General features: G+C 41.7%; 17 protein-coding genes and 1 pseudogene. 15 read left to right on the top strand and 3 right to left on the bottom strand.

Features of this window, described 5'->3' with window-relative positions; genetic code table 11:
* Nucleotides 1–408: 408 nt before the first annotated feature.
* Both proS and HMPREF9243_RS08500 read left to right on the top strand, forming a co-directional pair.
* A complete protein-coding gene (proS, locus tag HMPREF9243_RS08505; protein ID WP_013668899.1) occupies nucleotides 409–1,863 on the top strand; it encodes a proline--tRNA ligase in 1,455 nt (484 codons plus the stop codon).
* Nucleotides 1,864–2,233: 370 nt separating this feature from the next.
* On the top strand, nucleotides 2,234–4,516 hold the full coding sequence (locus HMPREF9243_RS08500; RefSeq protein WP_013669874.1) for a glycogen/starch/alpha-glucan phosphorylase: 2,283 nt from the start codon (nucleotides 2,234–2,236) through the stop codon (nucleotides 4,514–4,516).
* A 149-nt stretch (nucleotides 4,517–4,665) separates the two neighbouring features.
* Here HMPREF9243_RS08500 and pnuC read toward each other — a convergent pair whose 3' ends face one another.
* Both pnuC and HMPREF9243_RS08490 read right to left on the bottom strand, forming a co-directional pair.
* Nucleotides 4,666–5,418 (bottom strand): nicotinamide riboside transporter PnuC, encoded by a 753-nt coding sequence (pnuC, locus tag HMPREF9243_RS08495; protein WP_013669619.1) that lies wholly within the window; start codon nucleotides 5,416–5,418, stop codon nucleotides 4,666–4,668.
* Nucleotides 5,419–5,434: 16 nt separating this feature from the next.
* Nucleotides 5,435–6,064: a deoxynucleoside kinase gene (locus HMPREF9243_RS08490; protein ID WP_013669753.1), complete on the bottom strand. Its 630-nt coding sequence runs from the start codon at nucleotides 6,062–6,064 to the stop codon at nucleotides 5,435–5,437.
* 460 nt (nucleotides 6,065–6,524) lie between these two features.
* Here HMPREF9243_RS08490 and HMPREF9243_RS08485 point away from each other — a divergent pair, with 460 nt between their 5' ends.
* Nucleotides 6,525–7,151: a bifunctional 4-hydroxy-2-oxoglutarate aldolase/2-dehydro-3-deoxy-phosphogluconate aldolase gene (locus HMPREF9243_RS08485; protein ID WP_013669039.1), complete on the top strand. Its 627-nt coding sequence runs from the start codon at nucleotides 6,525–6,527 to the stop codon at nucleotides 7,149–7,151.
* Nucleotides 7,152–7,233: 82 nt separating this feature from the next.
* Nucleotides 7,234–8,659: pseudogene (locus HMPREF9243_RS10380) on the top strand (IS3 family transposase).
* Between the two features lie 278 nt (nucleotides 8,660–8,937).
* Here HMPREF9243_RS10380 and HMPREF9243_RS08470 read toward each other — a convergent pair.
* Nucleotides 8,938–9,585: a YigZ family protein gene (locus tag HMPREF9243_RS08470; protein WP_013669435.1), complete on the bottom strand. Its 648-nt coding sequence runs from the start codon at nucleotides 9,583–9,585 to the stop codon at nucleotides 8,938–8,940.
* Nucleotides 9,586–9,741: 156 nt separating this feature from the next.
* On the opposite strand from HMPREF9243_RS08470, the gene HMPREF9243_RS08465 reads away from it, so the two are divergent.
* The 11 genes from HMPREF9243_RS08465 (at nucleotide 9,742) to pstB (ending at nucleotide 23,309) form a co-directional block, all read left to right on the top strand.
* Entirely contained in the window at nucleotides 9,742–11,088 is a 1,347-nt protein-coding gene (locus HMPREF9243_RS08465; protein ID WP_013668679.1) for a DEAD/DEAH box helicase, read from the top strand.
* A complete protein-coding gene (locus tag HMPREF9243_RS08460) occupies nucleotides 11,081–11,758 on the top strand; it encodes a ComF family protein (protein ID WP_013669542.1) in 678 nt (225 codons plus the stop codon). The genes HMPREF9243_RS08465 and HMPREF9243_RS08460 overlap by 8 nt, the downstream gene beginning before the upstream one ends.
* A 116-nt stretch (nucleotides 11,759–11,874) precedes the next feature.
* Entirely contained in the window at nucleotides 11,875–12,444 is a 570-nt protein-coding gene (hpf, locus tag HMPREF9243_RS08455) for a ribosome hibernation-promoting factor, HPF/YfiA family (RefSeq protein WP_013668810.1), read from the top strand.
* A 274-nt stretch (nucleotides 12,445–12,718) separates the two neighbouring features.
* Nucleotides 12,719–15,091, top strand: coding sequence for a preprotein translocase subunit SecA (gene secA / locus HMPREF9243_RS08450; RefSeq protein ID WP_013669533.1), 2,373 nt, complete (start codon nucleotides 12,719–12,721; stop codon nucleotides 15,089–15,091).
* A 623-nt stretch (nucleotides 15,092–15,714) separates the two neighbouring features.
* A protein-coding gene (gene prfB / locus HMPREF9243_RS08445) for a peptide chain release factor 2 (RefSeq protein WP_155812009.1) occupies nucleotides 15,715–16,825 on the top strand; the annotation gives its coding sequence in 2 pieces (ribosomal slippage) (nucleotides 15,715–15,786 and nucleotides 15,788–16,825; 1,110 coding nt in all).
* Between the two features lie 84 nt (nucleotides 16,826–16,909).
* Nucleotides 16,910–17,653, top strand: coding sequence for a response regulator transcription factor (locus tag HMPREF9243_RS08440; protein ID WP_013669433.1), 744 nt, complete (start codon nucleotides 16,910–16,912; stop codon nucleotides 17,651–17,653).
* Complete coding sequence (gene pnpS / locus HMPREF9243_RS08435; protein ID WP_013670021.1) at nucleotides 17,650–19,494, top strand: two-component system histidine kinase PnpS; 1,845 nt, start codon at nucleotides 17,650–17,652, stop codon at nucleotides 19,492–19,494. Before HMPREF9243_RS08440 ends, pnpS begins: the two co-directional genes overlap by 4 nt.
* A 312-nt stretch (nucleotides 19,495–19,806) precedes the next feature.
* Nucleotides 19,807–20,703: a substrate-binding domain-containing protein gene (locus tag HMPREF9243_RS08430; protein WP_013669265.1), complete on the top strand. Its 897-nt coding sequence runs from the start codon at nucleotides 19,807–19,809 to the stop codon at nucleotides 20,701–20,703.
* Nucleotides 20,704–20,810: 107 nt separating this feature from the next.
* On the top strand, nucleotides 20,811–21,683 hold the full coding sequence (pstC, locus tag HMPREF9243_RS08425) for a phosphate ABC transporter permease subunit PstC (protein WP_013669875.1): 873 nt from the start codon (nucleotides 20,811–20,813) through the stop codon (nucleotides 21,681–21,683).
* Nucleotides 21,683–22,504 carry a phosphate ABC transporter permease PstA gene (gene pstA, locus HMPREF9243_RS08420; RefSeq protein WP_013668751.1) on the top strand — a complete coding sequence of 274 codons (822 nt, stop codon included), beginning with the start codon at nucleotides 21,683–21,685 and terminating at the stop codon, nucleotides 22,502–22,504. Before pstC ends, pstA begins: the two co-directional genes overlap by 1 nt.
* A 37-nt stretch (nucleotides 22,505–22,541) precedes the next feature.
* Nucleotides 22,542–23,309, top strand: a complete 768-nt coding sequence (gene pstB / locus HMPREF9243_RS08415) for a phosphate ABC transporter ATP-binding protein PstB (protein ID WP_216403018.1) — start codon at nucleotides 22,542–22,544, stop codon at nucleotides 23,307–23,309.
* Nucleotides 23,310–23,443 lie beyond the last annotated feature (134 nt).

The following is a 23,443-nucleotide window of genomic DNA, read 5'->3' as shown; positions in this document are numbered from 1 at the left end:
ACACCTGTCTCTTTCATTATATATATAAAATATTAATTTAAAAACATTATCACAAAATGATAAATAGAAAAAGTTTTTGTAACGAAAAACCATTCTTGACAGTATTTCTCTAAGCATTGAGCTTTTTCCTATTGACAAAAGGCCCCAAGTCGGCCACAATGGGAGTTAGTTTAGACTAGTAAATTGTTGAAGGGTTAAGAGAGAGTTTGGCTGCTGAAAAAACTACCCCGCTCACAATTGAACCTACTAAGTAAGACTTAGCAAGTGCAAGCATTTGCAGGGGAGACACCCTTATCGTCCAATGAGATAAGCAAAAGCTTAATAAAGGTGGTACCGCGAGTCATATCGTCCTTTTAGGGGATGGTGGACTCGCTTTTTTTATCGGATAAAGTGAAAAAGGAGATTACAATGGCAAAAGAAACAACAAGTCATTTACAAGAAAATGATTTTTCTAAGTGGTATTTACAAAGTATTCAAAAGGCTGATTTATTTGCCTATGGTCCTGTTCGTGGAACCATGGTCTTTAAACCTAATGGCTATGCCTTATGGGAAAAAATTAAGACCGAATTTGATAAGAAATTTAAAGCATCAGGGGTAAAGAATTGCTACTTCCCCATGTTAATCCCAGAATCTTTCTTCAAGAAAGAAGCTGACCATGTTGAGGGCTTTGCCCCTGAACTACCCTGGGTAACCCGGGCTGGTGATGAAGAATTAGAGGAACCAGTTGCCCTTCGTCCAACCTCAGAAACCCTCTTTGGTAATGCCATGTCAGACTGGATTAACTCTTACCGTGACTTACCTATGGAACTTAACCAATGGGCCAATGTCTTCCGCTGGGAGAAACGGACCCTACCATTTTTAAGAACCTCTGAATTTCTCTGGCAAGAAGGCCACTGTGCCTACGCTAGCGAAGAGGAAGCCCGGGAACGGACTATGCACTTCCTTAAGGTATATCAAGAAACCGTCGAAGACTTATTAGCCTTACCCGTTTACGCTGGTCAAAAAACACCTTCGGAAAAATTTGCTGGTGGGGTGGATACCTATTCGATCGAGGCCATGGTGAAAGACACCAAATCTGTTCAAGCAGGGACCTCACATTACTTGGGGACCAATTTTGCCGAAGCCTTTGATATTAAGTATCTTAATACCGAAAACCAACACGTTTATGCCCATACCAGTTCTTGGGGCGTCTCGACCCGCTTGATCGGGACCATGATTATGGCCCATGGTGACGAAAAGGGAGTTGTCTTCCCACCAAAAATGGCGCCAATTCAAATTGCTTTGATTCCAGTTGGCAATGTGAAGAAGAACCCTGAAGTTCTTACTCGCCTAGAAGCCATTGAAAAGGACCTACAAGCAGCCGGCTATTCAACCTATTTAGATGATTCCAATAATTCAGCGGGTTACAAATACAATGAAGCTGAAGTGAAAGGGGTTCCGCTACGGATTGAATTTGGTCCACGGGATATGGAAAATGGCCAATGCATGATTAAGATGCGTGACTTAGAGGACAAAGAAGCGGTTAACTTAGATGACTTACTCGACAAGGTTGCCAGTGAAATGGAAACCATGCAAAAACGTCTCTATGACAAGGCAGATCAATTCCGTCATGACCATGAACATTTCGACATCGACACCCTAGACCAATTAAAGGCACATATCAAGTCTTGTGAAGAAAAGGGTGAATATCCAGGCTGGGTCCTTGCTGGCTGGGATGGCACGGAAGAAACAGAAGCCAAGGTCAAAGAAGAAACCGGCTTCACTACCCGGAATATCCCCTTTGAACCAGCAGTAGAAAAAAACGTCGATCTAGTTAGCGGAAAGCCCGCAAAACACACCGTTTGGTTTGCCCGCGCATATTAGAATAGAGTGCGAGCTGACGACAAAAAAGTGAAAGGCTGGAAGAAATATGCGGAAATCCTTGAAAAGGATTGCCAAATATTTCTGAAGCGGAGTTCACTTTTGTCAGTGAGCACGTTTGAATAGAGTGCGACAAGCGCGAAAAAGAGGGCAGAGGCCCTCTTTTTTATTAACTCAAACATGTTTCTTCTACTAACTAAAGACCAGTCGTTTTATATTTTAAGTGGTTAAGTCTTGTTTTTATCTCAAGGGAAAATAGAAAACGCTTGCTCAATGAGATGAAATCAGCTATTTTAATAGTATATTACTTAATTTTTTAAAGTGGATACAACTTTTTAGTTGTTATTATCCAAGTACGAGAAAGGATCCACCTATGAATACAATAGCAGCTATGGCAAAAAACCAATTTCATAAGTCCATAGAAGATATTAGTGACCAGGAACTTTATTATTTATTACTCGATTTAATCAAAGATAAAAGCAAAGGCTTAGCCACTAATCACAGTAAGAAAAAACTTTATTATGTATCGGCAGAATTCTTGATTGGTAAATTACTGGTCAATAATCTCTTAAACTTAGGGATCTATGACCAAGTTGAAGAAGAATTACAGGCTCACGGCCGATCTTTAACGGAAGTGGAACAAGCAGAAAAAGAACCTTCACTCGGTAATGGAGGGTTGGGACGCTTGGCTTCTTGTTTCTTAGATTCTATTGCCAGCTTAGGCATGAACGGGGACGGCATTGGTTTAAATTATCATTTCGGTCTCTTCCGTCAATTCTTTGATAATAACCAGCAAACCGCCAAGCCTGATGATTGGTTAGGGGGGAGAACTTGGTTAAACCGCACTGAGACCACTTTTACCGTTCCCTTTAAAAATGGGCCAGTCGCTTCTACCTTATATGAGATTGATATTATCGGCTTTAAAAAAGGGGAACGTAACCGCCTCCGCTTATTTGACCTGGACACGGTGAATTCTGATTTAATCCAATGGGGAACTATCCAGTTTGATAAGAAAAATATCCCTGAAAACCTGACCCTTTTCCTCTATCCTGATGACTCTGACCATGTGGGACGGATGCTGAGAATCTATCAACAATACTTTATGGTGTCTAATGCTGCCCAATTAATTATTCGTGAAGCCTTGGATCGAGGGTCCAATCTCCATGATTTAGCTGACTACGCGGTCATCCAGATTAATGATACCCACCCTACCTTCATTATTCCTGAATTAATCCGACTCTTAACTGAAGACCATGACTTTACTTTTGAAGAAGCGGTGGCAGTTGTCCGCCAGGTAGTCGCCTTTACTAACCATACTATTTTAAGTGAGGCCTTGGAAAAATGGCCACTGGCAGATATTGAAGCCGTTCAACCGGAAATTGCTAATATTATTTGCCGCTTGGACCGTCAGATTAAGGAAGAGTTTCCCGATAATCATGTGGTTGAGATTATCGATGGCTCGAACACGGTCCATATGGCCAGCATTGCCATCCACTTTGGCTTTTCGACTAATGGTGTGGCCCGCTTACATTCGCAGATCTTGGTGAATAGTGAGCTCAAGGCCTTTGCCGATATTTACCCAGAAAAATTCTCCAATAAAACTAATGGGATCACCTTTAGACGTTGGATTATGGCTGCCAATCCGCGTTTGGCTCATTTAATTGACCAAAGTATTGGCGACCAATGGCATCAAGGGATCTCCGATCTTAGCGATTTAAGCAAAGAAAAGAATAATAAGGATTTCATGAATCAATTAGCCCAAATTAAGCAGGCCAATAAAGAAGGTTTAGCGGAACATTTAAGGGTAAGTAAACGGATCGAGATTAAGCCAGATTCGATTATTGATGTTCAAATTAAACGGATCCATGAGTATAAACGTCAACAAATGTTGGCCCTTTATATTATCTACAAATATTTTGATATCAAGAACGGCAACCGTCCCCAAACCCCAATCACCATTCTTTTTGGGGGCAAGGCCGCTCCAGCCTATACCATTGCCCAAGATATTATCCACTTAATTCTCACCTTGTCAGCACTGATTAAGGAAGATCCTGAAGTGGCTCCTTATTTACAGGTTGAGTTTGTTTCCAACTATAATGTCACGGAAGCAGAATACCTCATTCCGGCGGCTGATATTTCTGAACAAATTTCCTTGGCTTCAAAAGAAGCGAGTGGGACGGGTAATATGAAATTTATGCTCAACGGTGCCTTAACCATTTGTACCTTGGATGGGGCGAATGTGGAAATTGCTGAGCGGGTAGGGGAAGACAACATCTACACCTTTGGTAAGTCTAGTGATGAGATTATTGATCTCTATGCGAATAATGGCTATAATCCGCAAGATTACTATAATCGTCCCGCCATTAAAGCCCTGGTCGACTTTATTGTGAGTGCGGAAATGATTCGCTTAGGCCACGAAAGTCAATTACGGCGTCTCTATGAAGATATCAAGAACAAGGACTACTTCATGGCGATGATTGACTTAGAAGAATACATTGCCCTCAAAGATAAGATGTACCAAGACTATGAAGACCAAGAAGCTTGGTTGGATAAGGTCCTAGTCAATATTTCAGAAGCGGGCTACTTCTCCAGTGACCGTACCATTTTGGAATATAATGAGGATATTTGGCACTTAGAAGTGGACGATCCTGAATAAACGATTAAAAAGACATAAGTAAAACAAAAATGCAGCAAGCCAAAGGACTTTGCTTGAGAAGTAGGAGCGATCAGAACTTCTCAGTGATCCTTTTGTGCTTGCTGCACTTTTTTATTTATTGTGTTGTTGAAGATGGAAGCGACAAGTTTTTAGTCGATGCATTCGTTTTCGTATTCTAAGGCCGAGCTCTTGCCTTTAGACCAGATAATTAAACCGGCAATCCCTTGGGCTAACATGCCTAGGTAAGAGAAACCAACAATGAGGTTGCCTGCTTGTAACCAAAGAATTACAGAGAGGACGTCGTTAATTAACCAGAGATAGTAGCCGTCCTTGTGACCAGTCACTTGACGTTGTTGGGCGGTAAAGGAAATCCCGTTAGTGATGGCGTCTAAGACAATTTGTTGGCCACCCAATACATAGGAGAAGGCCCCTAAACCAATAGTCCAGAAGAAGACAGCTTGGCAAATTATTTTTAAATTAAAGTATTGGTCCACGTGGAGGTCACCATTTTCGTCCCGACGTTTAGCCCAACTGAAGTGGCCAACAAATTCGGTGATGAGATAGTAAATAGATGAAAACATATCTCCGTATATTCCTAGGATAGCGGCAGCGGCAATGCCGAAGATGTTTTGAATCCCGTTAACGATAAAAGTGGGTTGCCATTGAATGGCTAAGGTCCAAGTGCCTAAAAATCCAAAGATACTCATCCCTAGAGACATAAGGATGTTAAGGTCAAATTCTTGGCTGGTTAAACTGGTAATAATTCCGTATAAATTAAATCCCAAGGAGACGATAAAACCAAAAGCGATGATGGCTAATTCCACCTTGTTGAGTGGTTTTAAGGCGCGGTGAATACATTCTTTTAAGGACAGGGTCTTAGTGGCTTTGTTTTGTTCTTGCATATATTTTCCTCGTTTTCTATTGAATTTTTTCTAAGTAAGTGCCAATGCTATCGAAAATAATTTGGGCGTCTTGGGGGCGATGAATGTCATAATTATCCACATTTAGCCGCATTTTAGGTGACTGGTCATATTCTGCATACCATTGACCATAGTGGCTGTGGAGTTGACGGTAATAATCGTAAAGGCCGTTATCAGAACTTGGTTGTTCATAAACCCGGCCCCGTTTTTTGATGTTTTTGACAGCGTTGTCTAGGGAACTATCTAAAAAGACTAAGAGGTCAGGAGCCTTTTTAGGTAGGCTGTCTAATTCTTCCATCATGTTGGCTAGTAAGTCACGGTAGATGGCAAACTCTTCTTCAGAGATATTCCCGTTTAAGACATTCAAATAGGTGAAAAGCTCGTCTTCGTAAATACTACGGTCCAAAACGTTATTATTATCGAAAAAGGCTGCCTTAATATTTTTAAAACGTTGGTTTAAAAAGTAAATCTGTAAGGAAAAGGCATATTTCTTGGGGTCTTGGTAATATTTATCAAGGATGGGGTTTTCCTCGACAGGTTCGTAAAATACTTTTGTGCCTAAATATTCAGCTAATTTTCCGGCATAGGTCGATTTTCCTGCGCCGATGGTTCCAGCAAAAACTATCACTATTGTAATCCCTACTCTCTAACTATATATTGTGCTGTTTTCTTATAAAAATAAGTGTAAACACTATATCTTGTGTCCGAAAAGTGTTCTATCATAGGATATTGATAAGGCCAAGGAAGAAATTTTCCTGCGCTCTTTGACCTATTTGACTAAGCTTGAGACTTCCTGGATGGCTCGGCCTGATTATTTTTAAAATTTAATTAAGCTTTTATATTTAGTGGTCTTCTTTATAAAAATTCTAAAATGACTGATAAAGTGATGAAATCGCTTGCGAAAGCGTTAACAAGCTGCTATAATAAGCCTGTGAGTCCCTTACAATGCTTACCCAAAATCTGTAAGGGCTTTTTTGTTTTCAAGAAAATATAAAGCAGTCCGGGGCTTTTTTCTAGCAAATCCTAGTAATCGTGTTAGACTGAATAATAATAAGCAGCGTAATTGCAATGAGTGGAGGGCATTAGGTATGGCAGAAACTTTTAAAGAACAATTGGGTAAAGAGCAACTCTTACCCTTATACACGGTCAATGACTTAGGGTCGGTAGCCTTAGCTGAGGCGGTTTTAAGCGAAAATAACTTATCCTTTATCGAAGTGACCTACCGCAGTGACCTGGCTTCTCAAGCCATCCAGCAATTGTCGGATAGGGGAAAATTAGTTGTGGGAGCAGGCACAGTCCGTGACTTGGATACCGCCAAGGACGCCGTTGACCATGGCGCGCAATTTATTGTCAGTCCTGGTTTATCGACTGAAGTGGTCAACTATTGTTTGAAGGAAGATATTCCTGTTTTCCCCGGAGCAGTTACTCCAAGTGAAATCATGCAAGCCATGGATTTAGGCCTTGACGTGGTGAAATTCTTCCCAGCCAATGTCTATGGGGGGCTGTCAGCGATTAAGTCTTTAGCAGGACCTTTCTTTGATATTCAATTCATCCCCACTGGCGGGGTCAATAATGATAACTTCACCGACTATTTAGCCAATGATGCCGTATTGGCAGTGGGGGGCTCCTTTATCTTGTCTGAAAAAGAGGTCTTAAAAGATGAAGGAAAGACAGCCTCAGAAAAATTAGCGGCCTTAACCAAGCAGCTCCACTAAATTTATTGGAAGGAAAACACCCAGCTTTTTGTAGTGACCCCCAAAAGTTGGACTAAGAATTCAACTTTTGGGGGTTATTTTTATGTCTAAATATTCATTAGAATTTAAACTGAATTTAGTAGGAGACTATATTGCGAAAAAGGAAGTTATCGAACCTTAGCTAATAAAGCAGGAATAGATCCTTCTATTTTACGAAGGTGGGTTAATAACTATTATGAATTTGGTGTAGATGGTTTAAAGAAAAGGCGGACTCAACAGGTTTATACTGTTGAATTCAAATTAAATGCGATAGAATTGTATGAAAGTACGGAAATGAGTTATCGCGAATTGGCCAATTCATTAAACATGAATAATCCAAGTCTAATCGCTAATTGGCGAAGAGCTTATCATGAAAGAGGACTTGATGGCCTTTCCGCGAGGAAAGGAAGGCCACCTAAAGTGTCTAAAAAGAAATCACAAATCAATCAAATAAAGGATAGCAGCGAAACCAATCAGTTAAGTGAAGCAAAAATAAAGGAACTTGAACAACGGATTACGGATTTAGAAATTGAGAACAAATTTTTAAAAGGATTGAGGAGACGTGTGGCTCAAAGAGTCAAGCGAGAAAAGAAGAAATAGTGACCGAAATCACACGTCTCCATGATGAAAAATATGCTTTAAAAGATATTCTTAGCGTTTTAAAGTTTCCTAAATCGACCTACTTTTATTGGAAAAATAAAGATGAGGAAATTGATAAGGATGCCGATTTAAAAGAGGAAATGAAAGACATCAGAGAAACCCATAAGGATTATGGTTATCGAAGAATGCGAGCTGAACTGCTTTCCCGTGGTTATAAGGTCAGTAAAAACAAAGTTCAACGCCTAATGAAAATTATGGGGATACAGGTCACTAGCTATACTAGAAAGACAAGAAAATATAATTCCTACAAAGGAACGATTGGAGAGATAGCGCCAAATCGTATCAACCGGCGGTTTGATTCGACCATTCCTTATCAAAAAATAACAACAGACACAACAGAATTTAAATACTACTATGCCGATGATTCTGGGAATTATCAAACTGGAAAACTCTATTTAGATCCTTACATGGATCTATTTAATCGAGAAATTATTTCTTTTAAGATAACACATCAGCCTAATGGACAAAGCATGTTGGAGGGGCTACAAGCTGCCATTGAAGCAAGTAAATTATGTCCATACAGAAGAACCTTTCATTCTGATCAGGGCTGGGCCTATCAAATGAAAAGTTACACCCGGCTCTTGAAGGATCACCGAATTTTTCAAAGTATGTCTCGTAAAGGAAATTGCTTAGATAATTCGCCAATGGAGAATTTCTTTAGTCTACTAAAACAAGAAGTCTACTATGGTCGGACTTATCATTCCTTTGAAGAATTAGCACAAGCGATTGAAGATTTTATAATCTATTACAATGGTGAAAGAATCAAAGAAAAATTAGATTTTAGGAGTCCTATAGAATTTCGTCTTCATCACGCTTCTTTCGCCGCTTAATGATTACACATAAACTTTAAACTTATCAAGAGCCGCTACGCTCTTCCTCTTGACAAGTTTAAATTTCTGAGTAAATGTGTCGGCAAGAAATAAGCAAGAACTGTAAGCAACAAAAAAGAGCTGGCCAAAGGCCAACTCACTATATATAAAGTCCAACTTATTGGGGTCACCATATTTAGCGGCTGGGTGTTTTTTGGAGGAAAAATTTTTTAGTCAGTTAAAAATTGGCAGCAAGTAAGCCTGATTTCACCCCCTGGGGTAAGATCAGGCTTATTTCTTTATTGATCAGTATCGACCGGGACAGGTACGTCCACATAGACCTCTTCACCAATATGAAAGCTGGCTTGGGCAGCAGTAAGGTTGGTGAGTTCTTCTTGGAGTTTGTCCACTTCTTGGCTCGGAACGCCTAAGTGATAGGTCACTTTTTCCAAGTAGGTGGTGTCTAGGAGAGAATAGGGGGAGTTTTCCACCCAGTAGGCCATACTGCCATTGAGGGAATAATCGATAGTCACATCGACTTGGGTTTGCAAGCGGCGTTCAACCACACCAATCTGGTGGACAGCTTCGGAAACGGCACCGCTATAGGCACGGACTAGACCGCCAGTTCCCAATTTGGTGCCCCCAAAATACCGGGTAACCACACAGGCAACGTTTTTTAAATCCATATTTTTTAGGACTTCCAGCATGGGCACTCCAGCTGTTCCGCTGGGTTCACCATCATCGAGGGCCCTTTGAATTTCATTATGCTCACCGATTTGGTAGGCGACACAGTTGTGGGTGGCCTTATAATGTTCTTTTCTGACTTCTTCAACAAAAGCGTCGGCTTCTTCCTTCGTGTAGGCACGCTGAATCCGACAAATAAAGCGTGATTTTTTGATTTCTATTTCATGTTCACCAGCACATTTAATGGTACGGTATTCAATCATTGATGGCTCAGCTCGTTTCTGTTTATTTTCTCCTTATTGTAACTAAAGCAGGTCTAAACTTCAAAAGTCTCCTTTTATTCGTCAATTGAGAGGGGAATTTGGCTATAAATTACGGATGAATAGTTTAGTCAGGTGATGAAAGGAGGATGAATAAGCGTGCAAGACTTACTTTTAGGACGGCTGCTGGCGGCGAGTGAGCTGCCCGATAACCTTGATTTAAACAGTATTCCTAGTCTCCCAGCGATTAAAGCTGAGGGAAAGCAATTAATTTGCCAACGTTGTTTTAACCAGCTGGCTTTTCAGCCTAATCCTTGTCTTTGTGACGGCCTCTGTTTTTATTGTTTAAATTGCCTGGCCTTCGCCAAATTAAGGACCTGCGACCGGCTTTATTATGACCTAGACCCTCACTTTTACTTTAGAGACTTATGTCGGGAGCAAACTTACCTAGAATGGCCCGGGACCCTATCGCCCCAGCAAGAGCAGTGTGCTAAACAATTACTGACTTCCTATCAAGCGGGGCGGGATCACTTGGTTTGGGCGGTCACTGGAGCAGGGAAAACAGAGATGATTTTTCCCCTAGTGGACTATGCCCTCCGTCAGGGTCAGCGTATCGCCTTGGCTACGCCTCGGGTCGATGTCTGTAATGAGTTATTTCCCCGCTTTCAAGCTGCCTTTCCGGATATTGATATTCTCCTCCTCCATGGCAAGGTGGACCACCCCTACCGGCTTAGCCCCTTGACTATTGCTTCGACCCACCAGTTACTGCGCTTTTACCAGGCCTTTGATCTTTTAATTGTTGATGAAGTCGATGCTTTTCCCTACCATGGTGACCCTTTATTAGAGGCAGCTAGTCGGCGAGCAGTTAAAGACACCGGCGTGCGAGTGGAACTCACGGCCACCCCTTCAAGAGACCAGCAAAGGGCTATCAAGCAGGAAAAAGTTGCCGCTTCTATCCTGCCAGCCCGCTACCACCGCCATCCTCTCCCGGTTCCTAAGCACCGCTGGGTGGGCAATTGGCGACAAGCTATTGCTAAGGGGCGCTTGCCGGGCGTATTAGGGTCAACCATCAAGTCTTTTTTGAAGAAGGGCGAGTCTTTTTTACTCTTCCTTCCCCATATCGCCTTGATGGAAGAACTCGAAAAAATTCTCCATAAGCATTTTAAGCAAGTAAGCTTTACCAGTGTTTCCTCTAAAGATCCCGATCGGATTGAAAAGGTAGCTGCCATGCGTGAACAGACTTATCAGTTTTTACTGACTACTACTATTTTAGAGCGGGGCGTGACCTTTCCTGGAATTCACGTCATTGTCTTAGGGAGTGAGGACCGGGTCTTTAACACCTCCTCCTTAGTTCAGATTGCTGGACGGGTAGGACGAAAACCTGACCAAGCCAGCGGGCAGGTGTATTTCCTTCATGAGGGGAAAACCAAGGCCAGCTTGCAAGCGGTCAAGCAGATTCTCTGGCTAAATCAAGAAGCTAGGAAGCGGGGCTTGATTGATGAGTGAGTGCTTATTGTGTCAAGAAAGTTTCCAGGAAAAGCTTAGCTTAAAAGAATTCTTCGCCTGGAAGAGCTGGGAGCCTATTATTATCTGTCCAACTTGCCAAGAGGCCTTTCATTATTTAAAGGGGCCGCGTTGTCAGCAATGTAGCCGGGAATGGGAGGGAGGGGACTACTGTCCTGACTGTTTGACCTGGCAAAGGGAGGATGGCTGGTACTTTCGTAATTACTCGCTCTGCGCCTATAATGCTGTTTTTAAAGACTGGCTACATACCCTGAAAAGTAAGGGCGATGTCAGGGTGGCCGGCTTATTTACTCAAGAACTCAAAAAGATTAGAGGCGACTATCCCGGATACACCTGGTTAGCCATCCCTGGCTCAAGTGCAAAGTTTAAAAAACGTGGTTTTCATCAAAGTGAGCTTATTTTGGACCAGGCGGGTATTCCCTACCAACGCTTAATCCACCTAGCTGGATCCAAAAAGAAACAGGCCCAGTTGAACCGTCAAGAGCGCTTAGCTAACCAACGCCAGATTGAACGCTTGACTGAAGGACCACTTCCTCAAAAAATTCTTCTCTTTGATGATGTCTATACAACCGGTGCGACGATCCACCAAGTGGCCCGTTTTTTAGAATCTTTTGGGGTAGAAGAAATCGCGTCACTCACGCTGGGACGTTAGGGAAAACTCCTTATGACTTGAATTAAAGCGCTATCTAACATATAATATAAGTAGTAAGAAGAAGCTTATTAAGGGCTTCTGCCAGACGAAGTTTGGCTTAGGAAGGATGAGTAATTATGTTTACTTACAATGTTCGCGGAGAAAATATTGAAATCACTCCTGCTATCCGTGATTATGCAGAGAATAAGATTTCAAAAATCGAGAAATACTTTAAAGACGCTCCGGATACAACCGTCTATGTGAATGCCAAAGTCTACCAAAACGGAGAGGCTAAAGCAGAAGTTACCGTTCCCCTACCACGTTTAACCTTACGGGCTGAAGAAACCTCACAAGACCTTTACGGTAGCATTGACTTAGTGGTTGATAAACTCGAACGCCAAGTGAAGAAATATAAAACTCGGATTAACCGCAAATCACGTGAAAAAGGCATTTCTGACGTGATGTTTACTGAAAACAATCAAGAAGACAGTAAAGATGACAATGACAGCAATATTGAAATTGTCCGCACCAAGAGTATTGCGGTAAAACCAATGAGCGCAGAAGAAGCGGTCTTACAAATGGAAATGTTAGGACACTCATTCTTTATTTATGAAGATGCTGAAAGTGAAAGCGTGTCCTTAGTTTACAAACGCCATAACGGTAAGTACGGTTTAATCGAAATCGAAAAAGACATCGTTAACGAATAAGAGATTTTTAAGTCAAAAGCTGGGTCACTCTGATCCAGCTTTTTTGAATGGAAAGACTTAAAGTTTACCAGGGAAATCTCTTCTGACTAGCTGGCGGAAGCTGAAAAGAACGGGGCCGCTAGAATATAAAAAACGATTTCATTTAGCCGAGACGAGCTGCTTCTGTTACAATCAATGGGGAAAGTTTTTCTTGTTTTCATAGCTATAAAAAAATGCTAGAATAATAAAGATACCTTATTTATGCAAGGAATACGAGTAGATTAAGGAGAATTCCATGGCCAACATTTTAAGAAAAATGTTTGATAACGATAAAAGAGAATTAAAACGTTTTAATAAACAAGCAAAAAAAGTGGAAGCACTTGCTGATAAATACAGTGAGTATTCTGATGAACAATTACGGGCAAAAACAACTTCTTTTCGTGAGCGTCTCGCTTATGGGGAGAGCTTAGAAGACATCTTAGTCGAAGCCTTTGCCACTGTTCGGGAAGCCGCTAAACGGGTTTTAGGTTTATATCCCTACCATGTCCAAATCGTGGGGGGCTTAGCCCTGCATTATGGGAATATTGCTGAGATGAAAACCGGGGAAGGGAAGACTTTGACGGAGACCATGCCAGTTTACCTCAATGCCTTAGAAGGTAAAGGGGTTCATGTGGTAACAGTCAACGACTACCTAGCCCGTCGTGACTCGGTTGATATGGGAGAAGTCTATCGATTCCTAGGCCTCACAGTTGGTTTAAATACTAATGACCTAACCGCCGAAGAAAAACGCGCGGCCTACCACTGTGATGTGACTTATTCCACCAACAACGAATTAGGATTTGACTATTTACGTGACAACATGGTCGTTTATAAAGAGCAAATGGTTCAACGTCCCTTGCATTATGCCATTGTCGATGAGGTAGACTCCATTCTAATTGATGAGGCCCGGACACCTTTGATCATTTCTGGACAGGCCGAACAGTCAACTGCACTTTACCAACGGGCTGATTATTTTGTAAAATCCTTGAAAGAGGAAGAAGACTATGTCATTGATATTGAATCAAAAACCATTAGTCTGACCGAACAAGGTGTCGATAAGGCGGAATCTGTCTTCCATTTAGATAATCTTTATGATGTGGAAAACGGTCCGCTTATCCACCACATTGATACCGCCTTACGGGCTAACTACATTATGATCCGTGATATTGATTACGTGGTTCAAGATGATGAAGTTAAGATTGTGGATGGTTTTACCGGGCGGATTATGGAAGGACGGCACTACTCAGATGGCCTCCACCAAGGGATTGAAGCCAAGGAAAATGTTCCCATTCAAAATGAATCCAAAACCATGGCCACCATTACCTTCCAAAATTATTTCCGTATGTACGACAAATTAGCTGGGATGACCGGGACAGCTAAAACCGAAGAACAAGAATTTCGTGAAATCTATGATATGGATGTTATTCAAATTCCTACCAACCGTCCGGTGCAAAGAGAAGATGCCTTGGATAAGATTTACCCTAACTTGATGACCAAGTTCCGTGCGGTAGCCGATGAAATTGAGACTCGCCACAAAAAGGGTCAACCTGTTTTGGTAGGGACTGTGGCAGTGGAAACCTCGGAATTACTTTCACGGATGCTCAGTGAACGGAACATTCCACATAATGTCTTAAACGCTAAAAACCATGCCCGTGAAGCTGAAATCATTGCCCAAGCAGGACAAGAAGGCGCCGTAACTATTGCCACCAATATGGCTGGTCGTGGGACCGACATTAAATTAGGACCTGGCGTTAAAGACCTGGGCGGTCTAGCGGTTATTGGGACGGAACGCCATGAATCACGCCGGATTGATGATCAGTTGCGGGGCCGTTCTGGCCGGCAAGGAGACCCAGGTTTCTCTCGCTTCTACTTATCTTTAGAAGATGACTTGATGCGTCGCTTTGGTTCTGACCGGGTGAAAGCGATTTGGGAAAACCTCCACTTAGAGGATGATGATGTCTCAATTGAAAATCCCATGCTGACTCGCCAAGTGGAATCTGCTCAAAAACGGGTAGAAGGTAATAACTACGATACCCGTAAGAGTGTTTTAGAATACGACGAAGTCATGCGTGAACAACGGGAAATCATCTATAGCCAACGTCAACAAATTATCGATGAGAAAGAATCCCTCAATGATATCATGTGGGCAATGATTGAACGTACCGTTGAGCGAATGGTAGAACAGTACACTGCTGGAACGGAAAAAGAGTGGAACTTAGAAGCCCTCTATGACCAAGTGTCTACTGAGATCTTACATTCTGACGCTATCCAATCCAGTGATTTACAAGGTAAGTCTCAAGACGAGCTCAAGCAATTCATTACCGATAAAGCTCGCCAACGCTTCCAAGAAAAGTTAGAGAATATTGCTAACCCTGATCTGATCTTGGAATTTGAAAAGGTGGTTATTCTGCGGGCAGTTGACACCCGTTGGACCGACCATATTGATGCCATGGATCAATTACGTCAAGGGGTAGGGCTAAGAGCCTATGCGCAAAATAACCCACTAGTGGAATACCAAACTGAAGGTTATGAACGCTTCAATGATATGATTTCTGGCATTGAATACGATGCCAGTCGGATCTTTATGAATTCTGAAATCCGTCAAAACCTACAAAGACAACAAGTTTAAGTAAGAGTGTGAGGCGGCGTGAAAAAAGTGAAAGGCTGGAAGAAATATGCGGAAATCCTTAAAGAGGATTGACAAATATTTCTGAAGCGGAGTTCACTTTTGTCACCGAACAGGTTTGAATAGAGTGTGACAAGCGCAAAAAGAGGGGAGTCCATTGGAAGAAGTTTGCAGTAAATCCTCAAAGAGGATTTGCGTAAACTTCTGAAATGGAGCTCACCTCGCGCTTGGAACAGGTTTAAAAAGGATGTGAGGACGCCGTCAGAGACTTGAATTGCTGGAGGAAAATACTATAAGCACAGCTATAAGGATGTGAGAAAGGACATCCCCTCACCCTTCCGAACTCAACTATCTGTGCGTTGGAATTTCCTGAAGCAATTTCAAGGCTGGCGTACGAACTCAACTGAAGAGAGTGCGACAAGCGCGTTATAAGGCAAGAACACTGGAGCTAAAGGGCGAAAGAATTCTCATAAAGAATTCGTCGCCATTTAATGAAGTGGACGCTTGCCTCGCACTTGGAACACGTTTAACGATTAGGAGGGAAGGACTGGGCTCGTGAGGCTTACAGTCCTTGTTTTCTTATTACTTAATTTAAAATTAAGGATTTTTTATAAAGGAGTAGTTCGATGGAAATTAGTGAATTACGTCATCTATTAGCAGAAAACCAAGAACAATTAGCCAGCTTCGGGAGGTCTCTTTGACTTAGAGGAGTTAGAAGCTCAATTAGCTGAATATCAAGACCGCATGTTAGCCCCTGATTTCTGGGACGACCCCAGCCAGGCCCAGGAAGTAATCAATGAAAATAATCAAGTCAAGGCGGTTTATGATACCTACCATAAATTACTGTCAACTTACGAAGACTTACAGGCTTATGATGACTTACTTACAGAGGAAGAGGCTGACCAAGAGCTCTACCAGGACTTTGAAGACCAAGTGCTCGCCTTCCAGGAAGAGATGGAGGATTATGAGCGCCATATGTTACTCAATGGCCCCCACGACAAGGCATCGGCTATTTTAGATATTCATCCTGGGGCGGGAGGAACTGAGTCTCAAGACTGGGCCAGCATGCTGCTTAGGATGTATCAACGCTGGGCGGATAGTCATGATTTTACTTTTAATCTCTTTGACTACCAGGCAGGCGATGAAGCGGGGATCAAGTCGGCTACCTTTGAAATTAAAGGCAATAATGCTTATGGCTTATTAAAATCGGAGCACGGCATCCACCGCTTGGTTCGCATTTCTCCCTTTGACTCCAACAAGCGCCGGCATACTTCCTTTGCTTCAGTGGAAGTCATGCCTGAGATTGACCAGAATACGGAAATAGAAATCAATGATGATGACTTGCGGATCGATGTTTTTCGTGCTTCTGGTGCTGGGGGTCAACATATTAATAAAACCTCATCAGCTGTTCGCATTACCCACATTCCAACTGGGATTGTGGTTTCCTCACAAAGTCAACGCTCACAATTACAAAACCGGGAAACCGCTATGAAAACGTTGCAAGCCAAACTCGCCCGTTTATTAGAAGAAAAGAACGCCCAAGAACTTGATGAAATTCGGGGCGAAAAGTCTGAGATCGCCTGGGGTTCTCAAATTCGTTCTTATGTTTTCCACCCCTACCAAATGGTCAAAGACCATCGGACGAATTATGAAGAAGGCGATACCAGTAAGGTGATGGATGGCAATATCGATGGTTTTATCGATGCCTATCTCAAAGAGACTATCAATCAGGATTAAGAAGAAAATGTTAGAGAGTTCTTTTTCAGATATTTTTTTGCTACAATAAGAACTGATGATTGATAACAAGGGGGAGGCTTATTCATGAAGAAAGTTCTAGTCGTGGATGACGAAGAATCAATTCGGAAGTTGTTAGAATATAACCTATCTAAAGAAGGCTATGAGGTCACTTCATCGGCTGATGGTAAGGCAGCCTATGATCTTGCAAGCGAGAAAAACTTTGATTTTATTATATTAGATTTGATGCTTCCTTCCATGGATGGAATGGATGTATGTAAGCAATTGCGTCAAGATAAGGTAAATACACCGATCTTGATGCTAACTGCCAAGGATGATGAATTAGAAAAAATTATTGGCCTTGAACTGGGAGCGGACGATTATATGACAAAACCCTTTAGTCCGCGAGAAGTAGTCGCGCGAATGAAGGCCATCTTACGTCGGTCACGTGATTATGGTAAAGTGGCTAGTGACCAGGAAGACAAGAAGGAAGCTGACCAAGACCCAGCCGGGGAAGAGGAATCAGTGATCCAGGTAGGCGATATCACTATTAATAAGAGTGACTTTTCTGTTACTGCCCATGGGCAAGCGGTAGATATGACAAAGAAAGAATTTGAACTCTTAACTTATTTAGCTGAACGGGTCGACCGGATTGTTTCTCGGGAAATTCTCTTATCCAAGATTTGGGATTTTGATTACTCGGTAGGTTCCCGCTTAGTGGATGTGCATATCAGTCACTTACGGGAAAAGATTGAAAAGGATCCTAAAAATCCTGAATACATCATTACGGTTAGAGGCTTTGGCTATAAATTTGAGGTGCCCAAAGCATGAAACGTTTAACTTTAATCATAACAACAGTGTTTTCACTGTTGTTTATTTTATATAGTTTTCTTTTTGCTTATAATGCTAACGAAGTTGTTCAAGTCACTGTCCAGCAGGAAACCCAAGAATCCATGCGGGATACAGTCCATTCGGTTGAGCGCATCACTAAGAACTTGACCGCAGAAGATGTGGTGAACAATAGTTCTGCTTGGTTTGATGCCCAGCAGGAAATTATGAATACCCTTAACCCTATGGAACGGGTGTCTATTTATGACGCTAACCATAAGGAAGTTCTCTCGTTTGGTAATAAACTCTTAGCCAATATTCCCTTTACCGAAGCGGGGAAGCAGGCCTTAGATAAGAATTTAGCCTTTACCGAGTTTGAAAATGAAGAAGATATGACCACCTATGAATACACTGGCTTGATCAAGAATAAGAACCACCAGCCCATCGCTTCAATCCGAGTTCTGCGGAATGTTAACGATATAACAGAGGCACAAAACCGCTTATTGATCGTGTCTGTCGGTGGGTCGGTGGTCATGGTCTTAATCCTTTTAGCGATTCTGTCCTATTACTTTAAAAAGATTGCCCAACCCATCTATTCCATTTCCGACGTGGTCGGTCGATTGTCTAAAAGTGACTACTCGATTCGTTATAATCAGCTGGGAGTGGCTGAAATTGACGAGTTGGGAGACGATATCAATGATCTAGCCAGCAATTTGTCCCGGCAAGATATCCAAATTTCCATGCAGGAGGAACGTTTACAACTCCTGATGGACTATCTGGTGGTGGGGGTTTTAATGATTGATAAAAAACACCGGATTAAAGTGGCTAATAAGGCAGCCTATAGTATTTTTGATTTAGATGATAATGTGATCAATCATAAATATGAAGAAGTGCTGACAGGCTATCGGCTCTTACAAATGATAGAAACCTGCTACTCCACCAAAGAAAATGTTAACGATGAAGTTTACCTCTATTATCCTAAGGAATTGATTTTGGATGTTAATATTCTCTATGTTCCTAAGAAGGCCAATGTCTCTGGAATCAGTGAGCAGGTAGTGGTATTAGCCTATGATATTACTGAAATTCGCCGTTTAGAAAAAGTGCGCTCTGATTTCATTGCCAATGCTTCCCACGAATTAAAGACACCTGTCACCGCCTTAAAAGGCTTTACGGAAACCTTACTTGATGGGGCCTTAGAAGATGAGGATACCGCTCGAGAATTTGTCGAGATTATGAACCGGGAAGCTAACCGACTGGGTTTTCTCATTAATGATATTTTAGATTTGGCTAAGATTGAGCAAGACCAACTCGGTCACCGTAGTGAAACAGTGCAACTGAACCGTGTGATTGCTGAAGTCGTTCATTCTTTAGAAATTCCTGCCAGCGAAAATCGAGTGGAAGTCCACTATGATAATGATCTTGAAGCAGGCATTCGTTTTACTACCGAAGAAATGCGCTTAAAGCAGATTTTGACCAATTTAATCAACAATGCGATCAAATACAACAAGGCTGAGGGAGGTCAAGTTTGGATTAGTTCTACAGTGACTGAGGATGATAAATATGTTGTTGTTGCTATAAGAGATAATGGTCTTGGCATTCCTGACGAAGATATCCCTCGGATTTTTGAACGTTTCTATCGGGTAGACAAGACCCGGTCAACTGCTTCTGGTGGGACTGGTCTTGGCCTGTCTATTGTCCGAAATTTAGTCGCATCAATGAGTGGAAAGATTGATGTGGTCAGCGAACTCAATGAGGGATCGACGTTTACAGTCTATTTGCCTAAAAACGATAAAAGTTTACTAGAAACAGAAGCAGACGCCTCCCTGTCTGCTGATAGTGAATAGAAATTAAGTTTTTTTGGGCCGGATTTCAATAGCAGAAAAATACCGATAAATAATATTTTAATAAAGAACAAACTAGAGCAGTCAATGACTTTTAAGTGAAAGGAATTGGCTGCTTTTGTCTTTTTGATCATTTAAAATATAATTTATAAAAAGGAAAAATTTACACAAAATTTACATAAATTTTACAAAAATCAGCAAAAAAGGCTAAACCCTAACATTATTTTTACATTAGGGAGCTATAATGGATATAGTAAGAAAAAAACGGTCATCGATGATGGCTATATTTTATCAATCAGAAGGAGAGATTGTTTAATGGCATTGAAATTCAAACCACTAGGTAAGTTAGTTATGGCTTTAGGTGTAACAGCTACTTTAGCTGCTTGTGGCAATGGGGGCAACGGCGGTTCTGAAGGCTCAAATACTGCAGATGGTGGTAGTGAATCAGCTGCTGACTTCTCAGGTACTATTAACGTAACCACTCGTGAAGAAGGTTCCGGGACCCGTGATGCTTTCCAAGAAATCATCGATTTTGAAGAACCAGTAGCGTCTGCTTTAGTGCAAAACGGTACTGACCAAGTGATTTCCTATGTAGCTGGAGATACATACTCCATTGGATACATCTCCCTTGGTTCCATGAACGATACCGTGAAAGCCTTGAAGATTGACGGTGTCGAAGCAACTGAAGAAAATGTTGCCAATGACAGCTACAAGATTGCTCGTTCTTTCAACATTGTTTACCCTGGTGAATTAGAAGGCGCAGCTAAAGACTTCCATGACTTTATCTTCTCTAAAGAAGGGCAAGACATTGTCTTAGAAAATGGTTATGTTCCTGTGAAGTCTGACGCTGAAGCATATAGCGGTGATGGTTCTGCGAGTGGTAACATTAATATCGCTGGTTCAACTTCTGTTGGTCCGGTTATGGAAAAACTAAAAGAAGCTTATGAAGAAAAGAATCCAAATGTTCAAATTAACATTACCCAAAATGGTTCTGGTGCAGGGATTACCGGTGCTCAAGAAGGTACAGCTGATATCGGTATGGCTTCTCGTGAATTAAAAGAAGACGAAACTGGTGTAACAGCTGAAGCAATTGCTAAAGATGGTATTGCAGTAATCGTCAACAAGGAAAACCCAACAGATGATTTATCTGTAGACCAAATTAGAGGAATTTATACAGGAGAAATTCTTGACTGGTCAGAGCTAAATCAATAATAGCGATTAGTAAAAAGAGGCTACTCCTTTAACTAGAGGTAGCCCTTTTTATTGCTGGCCCTTTATAATATAATAGCTTAGTAGAAGAATTTTAAAGGGAGAAAAAAATGCAGAAGAATACTTTAGAAGTCGTCATGAAATGGATCTTTTTCATCTGTGCGGCTGTTTCAATTTTAGCATTATTAGCTATTTGTTATTTCATTTTTGCGGGAAGTATTCCTTTCTTGTCGGATTATGGACTAGGAAACTTCTTGTTTGGTTCTAGCTGGCGCCCGCGTCAGGGAAACTTTGGAATTGCTCCAATGATTGTTGGTTCTTTTTATGTGACTCTCTTAGCGATTGCTATTGGTGTCCCTGCAGGAATTTTTACTGCGGTCTTTATGGCCTTCTATTGTCCCAAGAAACTCCATACCTGGTTGAAACCTGCTGTTAACTTGATGGCCGGGATTCCTTCCATTGTCTATGGGTATTTTGGCTTAGTGGTTCTGGTTCCAGCTGTTCGTAGTTTTTGCCAGTCTCTAGGCATTTCAAGCACCGGGATGAGCGTTTTTACAGCGGGTTTAGTTTTAGGAATTATGATTTTACCAACCATTATTACCACTTCTGAATCATCCCTAAGAGCGGTTCCTAAGTCCTACTATCAAGCCTCTGTTGGTCTGGGAGCGACCCATGATCGAACAGCTTATCGGATTATGTTGCCAGCGGCTCGGTCAGGGGTTCTTGCGGCGGTTATCTTAGGTATTGGTCGTGCGGTGGGAGAAACCATGGCGGTAATTATGGTTGCTGGTAACCAGGCCATTTTCCCACAAGGCCTCTTCAAAGGGGTCAGAACCATGACCACTAACATTATGTTAGAAATGGCTTATGCTTCTGGGACTCACCGTGATGCCCTGATCGCGACAGGGGCAGTCTTATTTGTGGTTATCTTAATCATCAATGGTGTACTAGCTATTGTAAACCGTAAAGGAGGCAACCACTAATGGCAGATAAATTACTACGTGCTTTGACTTATCTCTTTACCTTATTTACTTTTGGTTGGTTATTTTTCATTATTCTCTATGTTCTAGTAAAAGGGGTTCCTTATTTATCACCAGAACTATTTGCTTGGAATTATACCACTGAGAATGTGTCGATGATGCCTTCTATCATCACCACCATTTACATTGTTCTAGGTTCCTTACTCATTGCAGTGCCTTTAGGAGTCTTTGCTGGCTTCTACTTGGTAGAATATGCTGGTAAAAATAATAAATGGGTGGAAGCCATTCGAATTGCTACAGATACCTTGACAGGGGTACCTTCCATTGTGTATGGTTTATTCGGTATGCTTGCCTTTGTTTTGGCAGCACAATTCCAGTATTCCGTTTTAGCCGGGATTTTAACCATGGCAATCATGGTATTACCCTTAATTATCCGTAATACCGAAGAAGGTTTAATGTCAGTTAACGATAGCTTACGCTTTGCCTCATATGGCTTAGGGGCAGGCAAGTTACGGACCATCTTTAGGATCGTTTTACCAGTGGCTATGCCAGGGATCTTATCAGGGGTTATCTTGGCTATTGGGCGTATCGTAGGTGAAACGGCAGCTCTTATGTATACCTTAGGGACTTCGACTAGCTTACCAAAATCACTCTTTTCATCCGGGAGAACCTTAGCCTTACATATGTTCGTGCTTTCCACTGAAGGCTTACACCGTAACGAAGCGATGGCAACGGGTGTGGTATTGCTGATCTTAGTTTTAATTATTAATGGAACATCAACATGGCTATCCAATAAATTGGGAGCACAAGGAGGACAACAATAAAATGGCTGAACAAACAAAAACGCCGATGAAATTAAAGATGAGTGCCCATAATATGGACCTCTGGTATGGTAATTTCCAGGCTTTGGAAGATATTGATATTGAAATTTATGAAAAACAAGTGACTGCTTTGATCGGACCTTCTGGATCAGGAAAATCCACCTTTCTTAAATCTTTAAACCGTATGAATGACCTGGTTGATGGTTGCCGGATTGACGGAACCATTGAATTAGAAGGTAAAAATATTTATGATAAAAATATCAACCTTAATCTTTTACGTAAGGAAGTAGGAATGGTTTTCCAACAACCTAACCCTTTCCCAATGAGTATTTATGATAACGTGGCTTACGGGCCTCGTACCCACGGTATCCGTGATAAAAATGAACTTGATCAAATTGTGGAAGAATCCTTACGTGGTGCAGCTATTTGGGACGAAGTCAAGGATGACTTGTCTAAGAGTGGTTTAGCTATTTCTGGTGGGCAACAACAACGGGTATGTATTGCGCGTGCCTTAGCCGTTAAACCAGAAGTCTTACTCATGGACGAACCCACTTCAGCCTTGGACCCAATATCCACTTTGAAGATTGAAGACTTAATTAACGATCTTAAAGAAGAATATACCATTGTTATCGTGACCCATAACATGCAACAAGCTGCCCGGGTATCCGACTATACTGCCTTCTTCTATGCTGATCCCGAATTAGGTGGTGGCCATTCTAGAATTATCGAATATGGCCCAACGGAACAAATCTTCAACAATCCCCAACAAGAACAAACTGCCGACTATGTGGCTGGTCGTTTTGGTTAGTGGAACTTGCCTTTTACAATTGAAAAGAAACCTTCAGGACTTGGTTAAGGCCAGGTCCTCTTTTTTTAGAAATAGAAAATAATTGAAAAATTGTCTTATTACTTGGAGAAAAAGCTAGCTTATTAGAAATATTA

Origin of the sequence: Aerococcus sp. Group 1 (genome assembly GCF_000193205.1) — a bacterium.
Classification (GTDB): domain Bacteria; phylum Bacillota; class Bacilli; order Lactobacillales; family Aerococcaceae; genus Aerococcus; species Aerococcus urinae_A.
The sequence above is the reverse complement of the archived record's forward strand: the minus strand, read 5'-3'. Positions and strand labels throughout refer to the sequence as shown.

Coding starts and splice junctions, on each gene's coding strand:
- proS (WP_013668899.1), top strand. CDS start 409: ATGGCAAAAGAAACAACAAGTCATTTACAAGAAAATGATTTTTCTAAG.
- HMPREF9243_RS08500 (WP_013669874.1), top strand. CDS start 2,234: ATGAATACAATAGCAGCTATGGCAAAAAACCAATTTCATAAGTCCATA.
- pnuC (WP_013669619.1), bottom strand. CDS start 5,418: ATGCAAGAACAAAACAAAGCCACTAAGACCCTGTCCTTAAAAGAATGT.
- HMPREF9243_RS08485 (WP_013669039.1), top strand. CDS start 6,525: ATGGCAGAAACTTTTAAAGAACAATTGGGTAAAGAGCAACTCTTACCC.
- HMPREF9243_RS08470 (WP_013669435.1), bottom strand. CDS start 9,585: ATGATTGAATACCGTACCATTAAATGTGCTGGTGAACATGAAATAGAA.
- HMPREF9243_RS08460 (WP_013669542.1), top strand. CDS start 11,081: ATGAGTGAGTGCTTATTGTGTCAAGAAAGTTTCCAGGAAAAGCTTAGC.
- hpf (WP_013668810.1), top strand. CDS start 11,875: ATGTTTACTTACAATGTTCGCGGAGAAAATATTGAAATCACTCCTGCT.
- secA (WP_013669533.1), top strand. CDS start 12,719: ATGGCCAACATTTTAAGAAAAATGTTTGATAACGATAAAAGAGAATTA.
- HMPREF9243_RS08440 (WP_013669433.1), top strand. CDS start 16,910: ATGAAGAAAGTTCTAGTCGTGGATGACGAAGAATCAATTCGGAAGTTG.
- pnpS (WP_013670021.1), top strand. CDS start 17,650: ATGAAACGTTTAACTTTAATCATAACAACAGTGTTTTCACTGTTGTTT.
- HMPREF9243_RS08430 (WP_013669265.1), top strand. CDS start 19,807: ATGGCATTGAAATTCAAACCACTAGGTAAGTTAGTTATGGCTTTAGGT.
- pstC (WP_013669875.1), top strand. CDS start 20,811: ATGCAGAAGAATACTTTAGAAGTCGTCATGAAATGGATCTTTTTCATC.
- pstA (WP_013668751.1), top strand. CDS start 21,683: ATGGCAGATAAATTACTACGTGCTTTGACTTATCTCTTTACCTTATTT.
- pstB (WP_216403018.1), top strand. CDS start 22,542: ATGAGTGCCCATAATATGGACCTCTGGTATGGTAATTTCCAGGCTTTG.